Origin of the sequence: Massilia sp. CFBP9026 (assembly GCF_034045165.1) — a bacterium.
GTDB classification, from domain to species: domain Bacteria; phylum Pseudomonadota; class Gammaproteobacteria; order Burkholderiales; family Burkholderiaceae_D; genus Telluria; species Telluria arenae.
The window spans coordinates 746,769-764,248 of sequence record NZ_JAXCWH010000001.1; the positions used below are offsets into that span (position 1 = coordinate 746,769).

12 protein-coding genes are annotated in these 17,480 nt (G+C 67.2%); 11 read left to right on the forward strand and 1 reads right to left on the reverse strand.

Annotated elements, in window-relative coordinates; translation table 11 throughout:
* The first annotated feature begins 5 nt into the window (after positions 1-5).
* From SOM28_RS03040 to SOM28_RS03090, 11 genes are all read left to right on the forward strand, one after another.
* Complete coding sequence (locus SOM28_RS03040; protein ID WP_320467146.1) at positions 6-776, forward strand: ABC transporter permease; 771 nt, start codon at positions 6-8, stop codon at positions 774-776.
* Positions 776-1,984, forward strand: a complete 1,209-nt coding sequence (locus tag SOM28_RS03045; RefSeq protein ID WP_320467147.1) for an MFS transporter — start codon at positions 776-778, stop codon at positions 1,982-1,984. The genes SOM28_RS03040 and SOM28_RS03045 overlap by 1 nt, the downstream gene beginning before the upstream one ends.
* The gene (locus SOM28_RS03050) at positions 1,981-2,814 is read left to right on the forward strand and encodes an ABC transporter ATP-binding protein (RefSeq protein ID WP_123068084.1); all 834 of its coding nucleotides are present in this window, start codon (positions 1,981-1,983) and stop codon (positions 2,812-2,814) included. Before SOM28_RS03045 ends, SOM28_RS03050 begins: the two co-directional genes overlap by 4 nt.
* A 149-nt stretch (positions 2,815-2,963) precedes the next feature.
* Complete coding sequence (locus SOM28_RS03055) at positions 2,964-4,070, forward strand: acyltransferase family protein (protein WP_320467148.1); 1,107 nt, start codon at positions 2,964-2,966, stop codon at positions 4,068-4,070.
* A 336-nt stretch (positions 4,071-4,406) separates the two neighbouring features.
* A complete protein-coding gene (locus tag SOM28_RS03060; RefSeq protein ID WP_320467149.1) occupies positions 4,407-7,073 on the forward strand; it encodes a TonB-dependent receptor in 2,667 nt (888 codons plus the stop codon).
* Between the two features lie 94 nt (positions 7,074-7,167).
* Positions 7,168-9,084, forward strand: a complete 1,917-nt coding sequence (locus SOM28_RS03065) for an MFS transporter (protein ID WP_320467150.1) — start codon at positions 7,168-7,170, stop codon at positions 9,082-9,084.
* A 17-nt stretch (positions 9,085-9,101) separates the two neighbouring features.
* On the forward strand, positions 9,102-10,325 hold the full coding sequence (locus tag SOM28_RS03070; RefSeq protein ID WP_320467317.1) for an ABC transporter substrate-binding protein: 1,224 nt from the start codon (positions 9,102-9,104) through the stop codon (positions 10,323-10,325).
* Positions 10,326-10,363: 38 nt separating this feature from the next.
* Entirely contained in the window at positions 10,364-12,925 is a 2,562-nt protein-coding gene (locus SOM28_RS03075) for a family 20 glycosylhydrolase (protein ID WP_320467151.1), read from the forward strand.
* Between the two features lie 77 nt (positions 12,926-13,002).
* Positions 13,003-14,289, forward strand: a complete 1,287-nt coding sequence (locus SOM28_RS03080) for an ABC transporter substrate-binding protein (RefSeq protein ID WP_229414829.1) — start codon at positions 13,003-13,005, stop codon at positions 14,287-14,289.
* Positions 14,261-14,968, forward strand: a complete 708-nt coding sequence (locus SOM28_RS03085) for a response regulator transcription factor (protein ID WP_320467152.1) — start codon at positions 14,261-14,263, stop codon at positions 14,966-14,968. The genes SOM28_RS03080 and SOM28_RS03085 overlap by 29 nt, the downstream gene beginning before the upstream one ends.
* Entirely contained in the window at positions 14,931-16,442 is a 1,512-nt protein-coding gene (locus SOM28_RS03090; protein WP_414675126.1) for an ATP-binding protein, read from the forward strand. Before SOM28_RS03085 ends, SOM28_RS03090 begins: the two co-directional genes overlap by 38 nt.
* A gap of 28 nt (positions 16,443-16,470) precedes the next feature.
* Here SOM28_RS03090 and SOM28_RS03095 read toward each other — a convergent pair whose 3' ends face one another.
* Positions 16,471-17,478, reverse strand: coding sequence for an SAM-dependent methyltransferase (locus SOM28_RS03095; protein ID WP_320467153.1), 1,008 nt, complete (start codon positions 17,476-17,478; stop codon positions 16,471-16,473).
* Positions 17,479-17,480: the final 2 nt, after the last annotated feature.

Sequence of the window (17,480 nt, forward strand, 5' to 3'; positions counted from 1 at the left end):
TGACGATGAAACCGATTTGGCAAGCCGCCCGCGCCGCGCTGCGTCCCATGGTGCTGCCGGCCATCCTGCTGCTGGCCTGGCAGTGGGCATCCGGCCGCGGCGCCAGCGCCGCCTATGTGTTCGTGCCGCTCGAACAGCTGTGGACGGGCTTGCAGGAGCTGCTGGCCGACGGCACGCTGGCGCTGCACGTGGCGGCCAGCCTGGAACGCGCCCTGACGGGGCTGGTGTGCGGCGCGCTGCTCGGCATCGCGACCGGCACCCTGATGGCGCAGTCGCGCGTCGCCGAGCGCCTGATTGGGCCGCTGTACCACACCATCCGCCAGGTGCCGCTGCTGGGCCTCGTGCCGCTGATCGCCCTGTGGGCGGGCAGCGGCGAATTCGCCAAGCTGCTGATCATCGGGATCGCGGCCTTCTATCCGACGGTGCTCAATACCTTCGAGGGTATGCGCCAGGTGGACGTGCGCTACCGCGAGGTCGGCGCCATGCTGACGCTCACCCGCGCCCAGACCTTCCGGCGCGTGCTGCTGCCGGCCGCGCTGCCGGCCATCATCACCGGCGTGACGCACGCCCAGGTGTTCGCCTGGCTGGCCTGCCTGGGCGGCGAGCTGCTGTTCGCCGCGGCGCCCGGTATCGGCTCGCTGCTGCTCGCCAGCGAGCAGACCGGCCGCATGGACGTGGTGCTGCTGTCGGTGCTGGTGATCTCGCTGCTGGCACTGGTGCTGAACCTGCTGTTCACGCGAGCAGCGCGCTTGCTGGCGCGGGGAAGGTCAGCCTGATGAGCGACTTGACGAGCGGCGCCAATCCCGCCAGCGCGCCGCTGTTCGCGCCGCAGGAGTTGCGGCGCTTCCTGGTCGGTTTCATCGGCCTGACGATGCTGTCCGGGATGACGATCGGGATGAACAAGGTGCTGGCCACGATGTTCGGCCTGCACCTGGGCGTCACCAACTTCCAGCTGGCCCTGATCAGCAGCGCCGAGACTGCCGCCATGGCGATCGGCACCTTGCCGGCCGGGCGCATCCTCGCACGCGGCAATCCGAAATTCCTGTACGCCGCCATCAGCCTGACCCTGTCCGGCCTGTTCTGCATCCTGCCCTGGCTGCCCGGCTGGCAGTGGGTGGCCGTGCTGATGTTCCTGGTCGGCCTGTGCATCGCGCTGCGCATCGTGGCGATGAGCACCGTGTTCCTGGTGCGCCTGCCGGAACTGGGGCAGGGCAAGGCCGGTTGGTACAAGGGAACCCTCATGCTCGGCATCCAGTTCGCCGGTCCGCTGACAGGCAATTACGTCATCGCCCACCTCGGGCTGACGGGCGGCTTCTATGTGTCGGCGGCGATGTTCGCCATCCTGGCGCTGCTCGGCTGGCAGGTGCTGCCGGACCATACCGGCCATCGCGCCCAGGGCAAGGGTGCAGAGGCGTCGGACTGGCGCGAGCTCCTGCGCCTGCCGGTCGTGCGCACCACCTATCTGTTCGAGGTGCTGGCCAGCTTTACCGCTTCCAGCGTGGGCGTGTTCTCGATCCTGCTGGCGATCCAGCTGCTGCACTGGCCGCAAGACCATGCAGTCTGGCTGATGGCGGTGCAGGGCATCAGCTTCGTCGCGGTGCTGCTTGGCATGGGCAATGCGGTGCTGGGCAGCCGTCACCGCGACCGCATCTATGGCGCCGCGCACCTGGCCATCATGGCGGCCTTGCTGTTGCTTGGACTGTATCCGACGACGCCGAGCTACCTGATCGCATCGGTCCTGCTCGGGCTCGGGCTGGGCGTGAATGCGCTTGTGAACACCAGCCGCATCGCGCATGCGCCGGTGGACAAGGCGCGGGTATCGGCCCATCTGACCCTGTTCGGCATGGCCGCCGGCACGCTCGGTGCGCTGGCCGCCGGGCGCCTGGGCGACCTGGTCGGCCTGCGCAATGTATTCCTGCTGTGGACGCTGCCGTGGATTGCGGCCTGGCTGTTCTATCAATTGAAACAAGGAGAAAGACCATGACGCTTGCGACTCCACTTGCCATCCACAATCCGCTGGCGCAAGGGCCGCGGCGCGGCGCCGGCCTGCGCATCGAACACGTCAGCAAGTCGTTCCCATTAAAGGGCGAATCGCTTCTGGTGCTCGACGATATCTCGCTGACGGTCGAACCGGGTGAATTTGTCGCCATCGTCGGTGGCTCCGGCTGCGGCAAGTCGACCCTGCTGCGCCTGCTGGCCGGGCTCGATCCCGACTACCAGGGCGCGCTGCTCCACGACGACGTGCCGATCGAGGGGCCGACCCTGGAACGCGGGCTGATCTTCCAGGATCACCGCCTGTTCCCATGGCTGACGGTGGAGCAGAACGTGGCGATGGCCTTTACCAATACCGACGTTCCCGCCGCCGAGCGCCGCAGCCGGGTGGCGGCCGAGATCGCGCGCGTGGGCCTGGACGGTTTTGCCGGGGCTTATCCGCACCAGCTCTCGGGCGGCATGTCGCAGCGCGCCGCGATCGCCCGCGCCCTGGTCGGGCGGCCCGACGTGCTGCTGCTCGACGAGCCCCTCGGCGCGCTCGACGCCCTCACGCGCCTGCACATGCAGAAGGAGCTGCGCCGCCTGTGGCAGGAGGAGGGCATCACGATGCTGATGGTGACCCACGATATCGAAGAGGCGGTGTACCTTGCCGACCGTGTGGTGGTGCTCGAGGCGCGCCCGGGTCGGGTGCGCCGCATCCAGGACGTGCGGCTGGCGCATCCACGCCAGCGCCGTGACGCCGAATTCGTGGCGCTGCGCGATGGCTTGCTGGCCGACTTCGGCGAGCGCGAAGAAGAGGGGGACGTGCGCAGTCCTATGTAAAGAAGTGTAAGCCCTGCGGCGTCATCCTTGTTCGCAATTCCTTTTAAATCAATGGCTTGCGAAATCCGGGGCCGCTCGGCGCAAGCCATTGCCGCTCGCTGTTTCCGCGTGTTACGGTCGAAACCGTCACGTCACACGGAAACCCCGAGATGCCACCTTCGACCACTTCCCGCAATCTTTCGATCGACGTCCTGCGCGGCCTGACCCTGGCCCTGATGATCGTCGTGAACACGCCAGGCAGCTGGGGCGCGCAGTACGCGCCGCTGATGCACGCGCCCTGGCACGGCTACACGCTGACCGACCTCGTGTTCCCATCCTTCCTGTTCGTGGTGGGCTGTGCGCTCTCCCTGAGCATGAAGAAGCTGGCGGCCATGGACGATGCGTCCTTCCTGCGCACGGTGTTCCGGCGCGGGGCCCTGATCTTCCTGTGCGGCTTCCTGCTGTACTGGTTCCCGTTCTACACGCCCGACGGCGCCTTCATCCCCTTCGATGACGTCCGCATCATGGGCGTCCTGCAGCGCATCGGCCTGTGCTACCTGATTGCGGCCCTGGTCGTGCGCTACGGCGGCGTGCGCGGCGCGCTGGCTGCCGGCGCGGTCCTGCTGCTCGGCTACTGGTGGGTGCTGCGGCAGTTCGGCGACTACTCCCTGGCCGGCAACGCCGTGCGCACGCTCGACCTGGCCGTGCTGGGCGCCTCGCATATGTACACGGGCGACGGCATGCCCTTCGACCCGGAAGGCATCCTGAGCACCTTGCCGGCCGTCGTCAATGTCCTTGGCGGCTACCTTGCCGTCGCCTGGATCGGGCGCAATGGCCGCAGCCTGCGCACGGTGGCGACGCTGCTCGCGGCGGGCGCCGCCTGCATCCTGGTTGCCCACGGCTGGGATGCCGTCCTCCCGATCAACAAGAAGCTGTGGACCAGCTCCTACGTCGTGGTCAGCGTTGGCTGGAACCTGATGCTGCTGGCCGTGCTGGTGTGGGCGATCGATATGCGAGGGCTGCGCGCCGGGACCTACTTCTTCGACGTTTTCGGCAAGAACACGCTGTTCATCTACATGCTGTCGACGCTCGGCGTGGTGGCGCTGGTGCGCCTGCGGGTGGGCGGCATGTCGCTGTATCAGTGGCTGTACCAGGAGGCGATCCTGCCCTGGACCGAGCCTGTCCTGGCGTCCTTCCTGTTCGCGCTGGGGTACATGCTGGCCTGCTGGATCGTGGCGTATGCGATGGACCGGCGCGGCATCTACGTCAAGCTCTGAGCACCTTGTTGCAATTACGGCACAGTGCTCTGTAATGAATTGTAAGGTTTTGAATACTTGCCTCGCTTGAAATCCCATGCCTCAGGGATTTCCCGGAGAAAAATCCGGCGCAACGTAAAGAAGTGTAAGCACCGGATGGGCGCCTGAAACGAAATCGTATAAAAATCAGATGCTTATGATTATTTCGGCGCGGTCGGCGGCCTCGTTTGGCCTGCTCTGGCAACGGTGCTACTGTCAAAACATGCAACGAAGAAAGTGGAAACGACAGCAGCACACAGCCAGGTGGGATCACTCGAGATGACGGCATGACCGTCACGCTACCAAAAGGAAAACAGCATGCTTGAATCGAACCGCAGGAAGACCTTGATCAGTTCCGCCGTTGCCGGCGCCATGGCGCTGCTGGCCGCTCCCGTGTCGGCGCAGGAGGCGGTGACGGAAGCGCCGCCGCCATCCCCGGACACCATCCAGGAAGTGATGGTCACCGCCACCCGCTACAGCACTTCTCTGTTGAAGACGCCGGTCGCCGTCTCCGCCGTGACCCAGGAAGAGTTGACCCGCAAGGGCGTGGTCAACATCAAGGCGCTGACCGGCGACATCCCGAACCTGCAGCTGGGCGGCGCGGTCGACGGCAGCTCGGGCGTGCAGATCGCGATCCGCGGCGTGTCCAATTCGGATTTCACCGAGATCGGCAACCCGGCTGTCGGCCTGCACGTGGCCGGCATCTATTCGCCGCGTCCGCAAGGCGCACTGGCGCTGCTGTTCGACCTGGATCGCCTGGAAGTGCTGCGCGGCCCCCAGGGCACGCTGTTCGGCCGCAACTCGACCGGCGGCAGCATCAACATCATCCCGAACAAGCCGGTCATCGGCAGCAGTGAGGGCAATGTGATGCTGGACGTCGGCAACTACAACCAGCGCCAGCTTTCGGTCGTGCAGAACCTGCCGGTCAACGATCGCTTCGCGCTGCGCCTCACCGCCAGCGGCGTCAAGCGCGACGGCTGGATCGACCAGCGGCGCGACGACTACGACGTCAATATGCCCTCGAAGGGCTTCTACGCCGACGGCATTCCCGACACCGACCAGCGCCTGAACCGCGACGTGGGCAAAGGCGACTACTACACCAACCGCGACCAGTGGGCCGCCCGCATCTCGGGCCTGTGGAAGGTGACCGACAATCTGCAATGGCTGGTGGCGTTCGAGAATTACCAGAACAACGACGCCGGCGACATCGCCATGAAGGATTGCGACCAGGCCGCTGGCACAGCGTATGCCTGTACCGGGGGCAAGTACAGCGTGGCGATCAACATCCCTGGCATCACCGATATGTCGATCCGCACCGCACGCTCGAACCTGGTGTGGAACGTCAATGCGCAAACGGACGTGGAGTACAGCTATGCGCATGCGATCCAGCGCCGCTTCCAGCAGCAGGACAGCGACGGCGGCTACCATCCAATCGAGGCCGACGTGGACGCCACCGCCACCAGCATCGGCGACCGCTGGCCGGTGTATGACAACGGCACGTACACGCTGAACTCGAAATTCGCGTCCGACGTGCACGAGCTGCAGCTGCGCCAGAACTTCGGCAAGCTGCGCTACGTGGCCGGCCTGTTCTACATGAAAGAAAAGAACACCCTCGACTACGGCCAGGACTTCCGCGGCGGCGGCCCCAATGGCTATCCGACCGCGAACTTCTACCACCAGCCGCACCGCATCTCGGAATCGAAGGCCGTCTTCGCCCAGGCCGACTGGGAATTCATCCCCAAATGGACCTTCACCGCCGGCGTGCGCACCAGCCGCGACGAGCGCGAGGACGCCAACGGCCAGTTCTGGGAAGCCTATGGCACCGACTATTTCAATGGCCTGTACACGCCTGGCGCCCCGGGCACGCCGGGCTGGCAGGGTATCGATTCGAGCATGCTGTTGCCGGGCATGGGCGCCTATTACGGCAGCGGCGCCTTCCCGGCCGCGGCCTCGATCAGCAACCACAAGGACGCCTGGCGCAAGACCACCGGCCGCCTGGGCCTGACCTGGCAGGTCGATGCGCGCAATATGTTCTACACCTCGCTGTCGACCGGCTACAAGGCCGGCGGCTTCAACGACCGCTTCAACCTGTGCGGCAATATGCTGGACCCGAACGGCGTGCCGTATGACTGCGCCACCGGCCCGAGCGGCCCGCAGTATTCCTTCCTGCCGTACAGCCCCGAGACCGTCACCAACCTGGAGTTCGGCTACAAGGGCAAGATGCTGGACGATCGCCTGACCTTGTCGGCCACCCTGTTCTACAGCCGCTACAAGGACATGCAGATGACGGGCCAGCACACGGTCGGTCAGAACAAGCGTCCTTGCGCCGCGGAAGAGCCGGGGTGCAATGCGGTGATCAGCTGGTGGTCGACCCGCAATATCGGCCGCGCCAACATCAAGGGGCTCGAACTGGAAGGCCAGTACCGCCCATGGCGTGACGCGCGGCTCACCTATTCGGCCTCGCTCCTTTCGGCCAAGGTGGCCGACTACCATACCTTCAGCGACGACCTGGGTTGCGGCTCGCGCCTGGCCCAGGGCATCACGCCATGCCCGGATTATTACTCCGGTCCGGATACCTCCCTGTCCCAGCTGCGTCCATACAATGTGGTCGGCAACCGCCTGCCGTATTCGCCGCCGCGCACGATGAACCTGAGCTTCTCGCAGGACTTCCACTTCAGTAATGGCTGGATGCTGACGCCGTGGGTCCAGGCGCGCTGGCAGGACAAGATGTTCTTCAACCTGCGCAACCTGGACGAAGCCCACCTGTCGAGCGTGCAGGGCGCCTATGCCCAGGTGGATGGCTCGCTGCGCCTGAATGGACCGGACGGCGACCGCTACCCCTGGTATGCGGAGCTGTACGTGCGCAACGCCTTCGACAAGCGCGCCAAGACCTGGGCCGGCATCGGCGGCCCGGACGAGCGCTTCACGCTGGCGTCCTACAACGATCCGCGCATGTTTGGACTGCGGGTCGGTACGAGCTGGTAATCTCCAGTAGTAGACGGCAGGACGCAGCCGCGCGCCGGAGACCGGGCGGCTGCGCTCCTGGAACACGAAGCATCGATCAAGGCAAAGGCAAGGAATGGCCAACGAAAACAAGCAACGCATGCACCTGTTCTTCCTGACGGCGATCTGCGGCCTTGGCGGGCTGCTGTACGGGATCGACATCGGGATCATCGATCCCGCCTTGCCCTACCTGCACCGGGCGACAAGCCTGACCGAAGGCCAGCTGTCGTTGGTGGTGGCGGCCGTGATGGCCGGCTCGATCCTCGGCTCGGTGGTGGCCGGCATGCTGGCCGACTGGCTAGGCCGCAAGCCCATGCTGGTGGTGAGCGCATTGCTGTTCGTCGGCAGCGTCACCGTGATCTACCTGTCGCAATCCTTCGTGCCGCTGCTGCTCGGGCGCCTGCTGCAAGGTTTATCCGGCGGCGTGATCGCGGTCGTGGTGCCGCTGTACCTGGCCGAATGCCTGCCGGCCGACAGGCGCGGCCGCGGACTTGCCTTGTTCCAGTTTGCTCTCACGGCCGGCATCGTGCTGGCCGCCTTCATCGGTAACCACTACCTGGGCAACGCCGAACTGGCGATCCAGGCCGCCGGCAGCGACGCCGTCGCCGCGACCGCGGCCGCCGACCACGCCTGGCGCAGCATGTTCATGGCGGTCGTGTATCCCGGCGCGCTGTTCCTGCTTGGCTGCCTGTTCGTGTCCGAGTCGCCGCGCTGGCTGATGCGCAAGGGCCGCACCGAACAGGCGCGCGCCGTGCTGGGGCGCCTGCGTCCGGCCAGTGCCTGTGCAATCGAGGTCGACGAGATCCAGACCTCGCTGGCCGAAGAACGCGCGCGCCCGAAGCTGTCGCGCGGCGCCGCCCTGACCGAAATGCTGACCGAGCGGCGCTATGTGCTGCCGTTCGTGCTGGCCTGCGTGATCCTGGGCTGCAACCAGGCGACCGGCATCAACTCGCTGCTGCAGTTCATGTCCACCATCCTGCAGCATGCCGGCCTCGATCCGGTGAGCGCGGCCAGCCACGGCACGGCGATCAAGATCCTGAACATGGTGATGACGGTCGGGGCCATCGTGCTGGTCGAGCGCAAGGGGCGCGTCTTCCTGCTCAAGATCGGCACCGCCGGCATCATGGTCTCGCTATGCCTGCTGGCGCTGCTGTTCCACCGCTTCGAGTCGGAGCGGGTCGACGTGCACGCCGAGGTGGCGGCGCTGGTACGTAATAATGCGCTCGACCTCAACCTGGTCGACGCCAAGCTGGGCAATGCCGCCGGCCCGGTGCAACTGACGATCCTGTATCAGTATGGCGATGCGCAGCAGGTGGCCGAAGCCTATACGCCGACCGCCGAAGCCCAGGCCGTGCTGGCGCGCGAGGCGGCGCTGGCGGCGACCTTGCCGCCAGCCCAGCGCACCTTGCTCGACGGTGCTCGAGCAGCGTGGAGCGGCCGCGGCGACCCGGCGGCGCTGGACGCTGCCCAGCAGATGATCGCGGGCCTACCGGCCGAGGCGCGAACCACGCTCGACGCCGCCCGCCGCGTGTACATGGCCCAGCGGGTATCGGTGCAGCCGCCGAAGGGCGCGCCGGACGGCGTGCCGCTGGAGATCGTGCGCGCCACCGTCGGGCCCACGCCGGACGAACGCAGCGGCCAGCTGGCGGCCCTGTTCATCGCCTTCTTCATCGCCTCGTTCTCGATCGGCCCCGGCGTGTGCGTGTGGCTGGCCCTGTCCGAGCTGATGCCGACCCGGATCCGGTCGGTGGGCATGGGCGTGGCGCTGCTGATCAACCAGGGGACGGGCACGTTGATCGCTGGCGCCTTCCTGCCGATCGTCGGCCACTTCGGCTACCACATGATGTTCCTGTTCTGGGGCGCCTGCACCGCCATTTACTTCATTACCGCCACCTTCTTCCTGCCCGAAACCCGCGGCAAGTCGCTGGAGGAGATCGAGCGGCTGTTCGCGGCGCCCAAGGCCAAGCGCGGCGCGGCGGGGCAGCACGGGTGAGAGGGATCCTGAAGGGCATGCCCGGCGCGCTGCTGGCGGCGCTGCTGCTGCCTGCCAGCGCCGGCACGCTGGTGATCGAGAGTTGGCGCGTGGACGACAAGGCCTTGTGGGAAAACGTCCTGCTACCGGCCTTCGCGCGCCACCATCCCGACGTCACGGTGAAATTCGCGCCGACCGCGCCGACCGGCTACGACGCCGCACTGGGCGCGCGCCTGGCCAGGGGCACGGCGGGCGACCTGATCGCATGCCGGCCGTTCGACCTGTCGCTGGCGCTGTACCGGGGTGGGCACCTCGATCGCCTGAATGGCAAGCCGGGCCTGCAGAATTTCGATCAGTCGAGCCTGGTGGCCTGGCAGACCGACGACGGCAAGGACACCTTCTGCATGCCGGTGGCTTCCGTCATCCACGGCTTCTTCTATAACAAGGATATCTTCCGGCGTCACGACCTGCAGCCGCCGCGCACGGTGGACGACTTCTTCCGCGTGCTCGACGTCCTGAAAAAGGCGGGGGTGACGCCGCTGGCGCTGGGCACGGCCGAGCAGTGGGAGTCGAGCCAGATCGTCTACACGAATATCGGCCCGAATTTCTGGCGCGGCGAGGAGGGGCGCAAAGCCCTGATCGCCGGGCGCGCGAAGCTCACCGACCAGCCCTTCGTCGATGCCCTCGATTTCACGGCGCGCCTGGGCCGCTACCTTCCGGCAGGCGCGACGAAGCAGACCTATGCGGCCAGCCAGGCCAGGTTCGCATCGGGCGGTGCGGCGATCTACCCGGCCGGATCGTGGGACATCGCGCACTTCAGCCGCACACCGGGCCTGGCCCTGGGTGTGTTCCCGCCGCCACTGCCCAGGCAGGGCCATGCCTGCCACATCTCGGACCACATGGACCTGGGGCTGGGCGTGAACCGCAATTCCAAGAACAAGGAAGACGCCTACAAATTCATGGCCTGGGTGGGGTCGCAGGAATTCGCCGACCTGTACACCAATCGCCTGACCGGCTTCTTCACGTTGTCGCACCATCTGATCGCGGTGCGCGACCCGGTGGCCAAGCAGATGGCCGAATGGCGCAAGCGCTGCGCCTCGACGATCCGCGTCAATGCGCAGGTGCTCAATCGCGGTCAGCCGAGCATGGAGGTCGAACTGTGGGCCGTGACTTCGCAGGTGTTGAACGGCAGCCTGGCGCCGAGCGATGGCGCCGTGAGGCTGCAGAACAGGGTCGAGCAAGGCCGACCAGGGCAAAAATGATATGGACGAGCGCGCATCTGCGCGATAAGGAGAGACACTTGGGCAAGACAAAGATGGTTGGCGGCGCCGTGGCGTCGACCCTGATGGCGGCCATGATGGCCTTCGCGCTGCCGGCGACGGCGCAAGAGGCGCAGGCCGCGGCGACATCCGCCGGCGCCGTGGCGAACGGCGCGAAGCTGCACCTGCAGTGGGAGTTGCAGCGTCCCGTGGCGAGTGCACAGCTTTCGAAAGGGACATCGCCGGCGCGCTTCACGCTGACCAATCGCGACACCCAGGCATTACCGGCGCAGGGCTGGTCGCTATATTTCAACGCGATCGACCGCATGCCCAAGGGCGTGCAGTCGAGCGGCCTTTTGCTCGAGCAGATCGCCGGCGGCCTGTTCCGCCTGTATCCGGGCCCCGGCTTCAAGGGCCTGGCGGCGGGACAGACGATCGCCTTCGACTACCAGCATTCGGATTCGGTCTACACCTCGTCGAAGGCGCCGTCCGGCCCCTACCTGGTGTACGACGCCGCGCCGGATACCGGTGTCGCGCTTGCCTACAGCGTGGTGCCGCTGGCGCAGCCGCCGCAAGCCGGCGTCAAGGACAGCCCGCATTCGCTGGTCACCGCGCAGGATACCTACGAGCGCAACGCGCGCGCCGCGCTGCTTCCCGCGTCCGCCGTGCCGAAAGTCTTGCCGACGCCATTGCAGCTCGATGCCGGGAAGGGCACGCTGGCGCTCAAGGGCAAGCCTAAGGTGGAAGCATCATCGAACCTTGCCAACGAGGCGGCGCTGGCGCGCTCCTTGTTCCCGGCTGACCTGCCGGCCAGCGGCGGTCCTGCGCTGCGACTCTCCGTGGGCAGCGTGCCCGGCCAGACGTCGCCCGAAGCCTACCGCCTGACGATCGCGGCCAATGGCGGCATCGCCATCGTCGGCAACAGCGCGGCCGGCGTGGCCCACGGCCTGCAGTCGCTGCGCGACCTGATGCCGCTGCCGGGGACGAAGTCGCCGGCGCTGCCCGAACTGACCATCGTCGATGCTCCGCGCTTCGGCTACCGGGGCTTCATGCTGGACGTGTCGCGCAACTTCCATGGCAAGGACACCGTGTTCAAGTGGCTCGACCTGATGGCGCGCTTCAAGCTGAACAAATTCCACTTTCACCTGACCGACGACGAAGGCTGGCGCCTCGAGATCGCCGGCCTGCCCGAGCTGACCGACATCGGCGCCGTGCGCGGCCATGCCGCCAAGCCCGGCGTGCGCCTGCAACCGGCCTATGGCTCAGGACCCGACCCGAAGGACCCCAGCGGCAGCGGTTACTTCACCCGCGACGAGTACAAGGACATCCTGCGCTATGCACAGGCGCGCCACATCGAGGTGATCCCCGAGGTCGAGATGCCGGGCCACGCGCGCGCCGCCGTGCAGGCGATGGAATCGCGCTACCACCGCCTGAAGGCGGCTGGCGATCCGGACTACGCGAAGTACCTGCTCAACGATCTCGAAGACCGTTCGGTGTACAACTCGCCGCAGCTGTTCGGCGACAATGTGATCAACCCGGGCCATGAGTCGAGCTACACCTTCATCGAGCACGTGGTGGACGAGGTGGTCAAGCTGCACCGCGAGGCCGGTGTGCCGCTGTCGACCATCCACATGGGCGGCGACGAGCTGGCCCACGGCGCCTGGGAAAAGTCGCCCGTCAGCGCCGCCATGATGAAGAAACACAATCTGGAAACCGTGGTCGACCTGTGGGATTATTTCTATGACCGTGTCGATGGCATCCTGCGCAAGCATGGCGTGTTCATGTCGGGCTGGGAAGAACTGGCCGCACGCCAGACGATGCTCGACGGCCGGCCCAAGCTGATCCCGAATCCGCGTTTCCCCGAACGCGGTTTCTCGGCCTATGTGTGGAATAACACCACGGGCAACGAAGACCTGGCCTACCGCCTGGCCAATGCCGGGTACGACATCGTGCTGACGCCGGTGACGCGCATGTATATGGACATGGCCCATAACGCCAATCCCGACGAACATGGCGTGAACTGGGGCGCCTACGTGGAGTTGGACACCGTCCACGACTTCATCCCGCTCGACATCAACAAGAATGCGCCCGAGGCCGCGCGCATCGGCAAGGACCGCCTGACCGACTACGGCAAGCGCCGCGTGCGCGGCCTGCAGGCCAATCTGTTCGTCGAGACCGTGCTCGACCCGGCGCGCATCGACTACCTGGTGATGCCGCGCCTGGTGGCGGTGGCCGAGCGCGGCTGGGCTGCGGATCCGGCCTGGGCCCGCGAGAACGATGCGGCGAAAGCGGACCTGCTGCACCGTGCCGCCTGGACCGGCTTCGTCAACGCCCTCGGCCAGCGCGTGCTGCCGCGCCTCGACCTGGATGGTTCGAAGGTCGCTTACCGCATCGCGCCGCCGGGGATGATCGAAGAGGGCGGGCAGGTGAAGGTAAATCACGTTCTGCCCGGGATGGTGCTGCGTTACACGGTCGATGGCAGCATGCCCAATGCGAGCAGTCCGGTCGTGAACGGCCCGATCGCGGCGCGTGGCACGATCCGCGCCGCGGCCTTCGACCGCAACGGCAGGATGGGCCACGTCGCCAGTATCGAACGGCGCTGATACGCTTGTTATAATCGGTGCTTTCAGCGGGATCGTGGGTGATGGCGTCGATGAAGAAAGTGGCCTGGCCTGGTGTCATGAGATGGGCGTTGGCCCTGGCCTGCACCTGCGCCGCCGCGCCATCTGTCGCCACCCCCGGCCCTGGGCTGCAAGTCCTGCACTGGTGGACCTCGGCCAGCGAACGCAAGGCCGCCGACATGCTGGCGACCCGGCTCGCCGACGAAGGCATCGCCTGGCAGGACGCCGCCATTCCTGGCGGCGCCGGCCTTGGCGCCGGCAAGGTCCTCAAGGGCAGGGTGTTGGCCGGCGATGCGCCTGAAGTGACCCAGTTGATCGGCCCGTCGATCGCCGAGTGGGCCGACCTGGGCCTGTTGCTCGAACTCGACAAGGTCGCAGATTCTGGCGATTGGGCCGGCTTCCTGTTCCCGACCATCCAGCAGCTCGTCGTCCACCGTCGCCACGTGGTGGCGGCGCCGCTCGGCATTCATCGCGTCAATACGCTGTACTACAACCGCCCGCTGTTCGCCCGTCTCGGCCTGACGCCGCCCGTCACCTGGCGCCAGTTCGAAGAGGTGGCGCGGCGCCTGCGCGCGGCCGGCGTGGCGCCGCTGGCCCAGAGCAGCGAGGCCTGGCAGGTGGCGGCCCTGTTCGAGAACCTGGTGCTGGCCGAAAGCGGGCCCGCCTTCTACCGCGAACTGTTCGTGCAGCGCAGCCCGGCCGCGGCGGCCGACCGTCGCACCCACGAGGCCTTGCTGCGCCTGCGCACCATCAAGGGCTGGCTGCAGGACGAGATCGACGAGCGTCCCTGGCCCGAGGTGGTGCGCCGTTTCGCGCGCGGCCAGGCCGGCATGATGATCATGGGCGACTGGGCCAAGGCCGAACTGGCCGAGTTCAAGGCGCTGCCGGACCGCGACTTCGGCTGCGCCGCGGCGCCCGATACCGCCGGCTATCACCTGTACAGCGTCGACACGCTGGCCATGTTCGCGGGCGACTATCGCCAGATGGCGGCCCAGGAAAAGATGGCGCGGCTGATGGTGGCGCCCGTCGTGCAAGCCGGCTTCAATGCGCTCAAGGGCGGGGTGCCGGTGCGGCGCGATGCCGACCCGGGCACGATGGACAGCTGCGCGCGTCAATCGTGGACCGTGTTCGCGCGCGGCGCCGCGGTGCAGGCGCCCAGCCTGGTGCACCGCATGGCGCTCGACGAAGCGAGCCGCGACGCGATCATCGCCGAGGTGCACCGCTTCTTCCTGGACGACAGGGTGCCGCCGTCCCAGGCCCAGCGCCGCCTCGGCGCGCTGTTCCGGCTATTCAATCTCAAACCTCTTGGAGTGGCAGGTGCGCAAGATACTGATCGTGGACGATGACCAGAAGACCCGGGAACTGCTCAAGACCTACCTGGAGAAGAACCAGTACGAGGTAATCCTGTCGCATGACGGCGAGAGCTTCCTGGCCGCGCTGCAGGCCCAGGCCGACGGCTTGTGCCTGGTGATCCTGGACGTGATGCTGCCCGATACCGACGGCTTCATGCTGTGCCGCCAGGTGCGCCAGCGCTCCAATGTGCCGATCATCATGCTCACCGCCAGCTCGGACGAGACCGACCGCATCGTCGGCCTGGAGCTGGGCGCCGACGACTATATCGCCAAGCCCTACAGCCCGCGCGAGCTGCTGGCTCGCATCAAGGCGATCCTGCGCCGTTCGGCGGTAGAGGCGCCTGCCGCGCGCTACTACCGCTTCGTGGGTTTCACGCTCGACCTCACCGAGCGCAAGGTGCTCGATTCCGATGGCGCCCAGGTGGCGCTGACCGGGCTCGATTTCCAGCTGCTGAAGTATTTCGTCGAGCATCCCGGCATCGTCCTCGACCGCGGCCTGCTGTGCGAGGAGACGCGTGGGCGCGACGTCGGCCCGACCGACCGATCGCTCGACGTCCAGGTCAGCCGCCTGCGGCTGCGGCTGAACGACGACGGCAAGCAGCCGGCGCTGATCAAAACCGTGCGCGGCGCAGGCTATGTGTTCTCGGCCGACGTCAGCGTGTCCAGTGTCTGACGGGCTTCTGCGGCGCCTGGTGCCGGCCTCGCTGCTGGGTCGCCTGATGCTGGTGATGGCGGCGGGCCTGCTCGTCACGCAGATAGCGGCCAGCGCGATCTGGGCCAGCCAGCTGCGCTACAAGTCGCAGGTCGAGACGCAGTCGGCTGCCAGATATGTGGCGCACAGCGCGGCCGGCGCGATCCGCTTCTTTCGCAGCCTGCCGCCGGCCTACCGCGCGCTGATCATCCAGCAGTTGCGCGAGATGGGCGGCACGCGCTTCTTCGTCAACCTGAACCATGCCTACGTGCCGGTCGAGCAGATCGCGCCGCATCCATTGGCCGACAAGGCGATCGCCACGGTGGCCGCGACGCTCAAGGGCGACCTGCCGAATTCGCCGGGGTTCCGGCTGGCTTTCGCCTGGCCAGACCGGCTGGTGGTGGCCGAGCACGACGTGCGCCTGGAAGACTTGCCGAACGCCTGGGTCCAGCACGTGCTGCTGCTGCAGCCCGATCCGGCCCCGATCCTGGTGATCCAGACCGAGATCGAACCGGGAAACTGGCTGTACATGGCGGCGCTGATGCCCAATCCTTACTTCCTGAGCGGCAGCGACCCGTTCAGTTGGGACCGATTGATGCCGCAGGCGCTGTCGCTGGCCGTGGTGCTGCTGCTTTGCCTGCTGGTCGTGCGCTCGATCACGCGGCCGCTGGCAGCGTTGTCCGATGCCGCCGCCGCCGTCGGCCAGGGCCACGACGACGCCAGTCCGCCATTGCCCGAAACCGGCAGCCGCGAGTTCGTCAACACGGCGCGTGCCTTCGGCGCCATGCGCGAGCGCATCGCCCGTTACATCGAGGACCGCGAACGCCTGTTCATCTCGATCTCGCACGACCTGCGCACGCCGATCACGCGCTTGAAACTGCGCGCCGAACTGCTCGACGACGATGCCTTGCGCAACGACTTCGAGGAAGACCTGGATGAACTGGACATGATGGTCAAGGGCGCGTTGCAGTGCGTGAAGGACAGCGACATCCACGAGAATCCGGCCGATATCCGCCTCGACGCGCTGCTGGGGCGGATGGTCAAGAGCGCGCAGCTGGCCGGCCACGAGGTGGGTTACCAGCCGTCCGGCATCACGGTGCGCGGCAAGCCGCTGGCGCTCAAGCGGGCGTTGGGCAACCTCCTCGACAATGCGCTGTTCTATGGCGCCCGTGCCGCAATCGCGGTGCGCGAGGAGCCGGGCAGCGTTGTGGTCGAGGTGCGTGACCACGGGCCGGGCGTGCCGGAGGACGCGCTGGCCAGCCTGTTCGATCCCTATGTGCGGCTGGCCCATGGGCGCGACAGCAACGATGGCGGCATGGGACTGGGACTGGGCATCGCACGCGGCATCGTCGAGGCGCATGGCGGCCGGCTGGAATTGCGCAACCATCCCGAAGGCGGCCTGGTGGCGCAGGTGAGGCTGCCGGCGCGCAGGCCGGTCGGCATTTGCGCCGGATGACAAAGCCGGCTTCGGCACATGGGCGCCGTCAGCCCGGCAGCACGGCGTAGTCGAGGCCCGGGTCGGCGCCCAGGCGGTAGTAAAAGCGCACCTTCTGGCCGGCGGCGAACAGCGGCTTGCCCGGCAGGTAGCGCGGCGTGTTCAGGCTGCAGTCGCCCCCGGTCAGGCCGATGCCGTCGAAGACCGTGATGTCGGTGAACAGGCGCAGCGTGGTGAGCGGCGCGATATCGGCCGGAATGGTGAACGTGGCCGCCGGCAGCGCGCCGTCCACCTCGGCGTCCCAGGCCGTCGCGGCGGCCGCGTCCAGCGCGAACACCTGCCCCAGGCGGACGCCGTCGCGCCAGACGGTGCTCGCGTCCGGCCGTTCGCTCAGCGCGCAGTCGACCCGCACCGAGGCCGGCACCATCAACGCGCCCGGGGCCTGGGCGAGCAGGTTGCGGGCGATCGACACCTGTGGTTCGCGCTTCAGGGCCGCGCTCATGGTTTCGCTGACGATCACGTCCGGCAGGGCGGCCGGGTCGAGCCGGATCGTCGCGGCGTCGGCCTGGATCCAGGACGTCACGCCCGCATCCAGGCCGAGGTCCGCCACCAGCCTGCGCGCCGGCGCCAGCGCGTCGGCATGGATGTCGAGCATGGTGAAGGTCGCCCGCTCCGTCGACCACAGCGCCAGCAGGGGCAGCAGCAGGAAGGCGAACGGTCCGCAGCCGGCGTACAGCACCCGCACCGGACGTCCCTGGCAGCGCTTTGCCGCCTGTTCCATGGCCCGCGACGCGCCCTGGATGAAGGCGGCGCTGCGCAATACTTCGTGCGCACACAGGGCGGCCGTGAGCGGCGACACCGCCAGCCCGGACGGCAGCCAGCTCTCGCCGTCGCAGATATTGCGTTGCACCGATCTGTCCATGGTGGACAGGCGTTCGGCGAGCTGGCGCAGGTCCTGGACCGGCCCGATGGCCGCGTGCAGGTCGGAACCGGTGGCCAGGATGGCGCGGGCAATCGCGCGCAGGCGCGCGAGCTCGTCGTTCGTCGTGTCGTTCATGG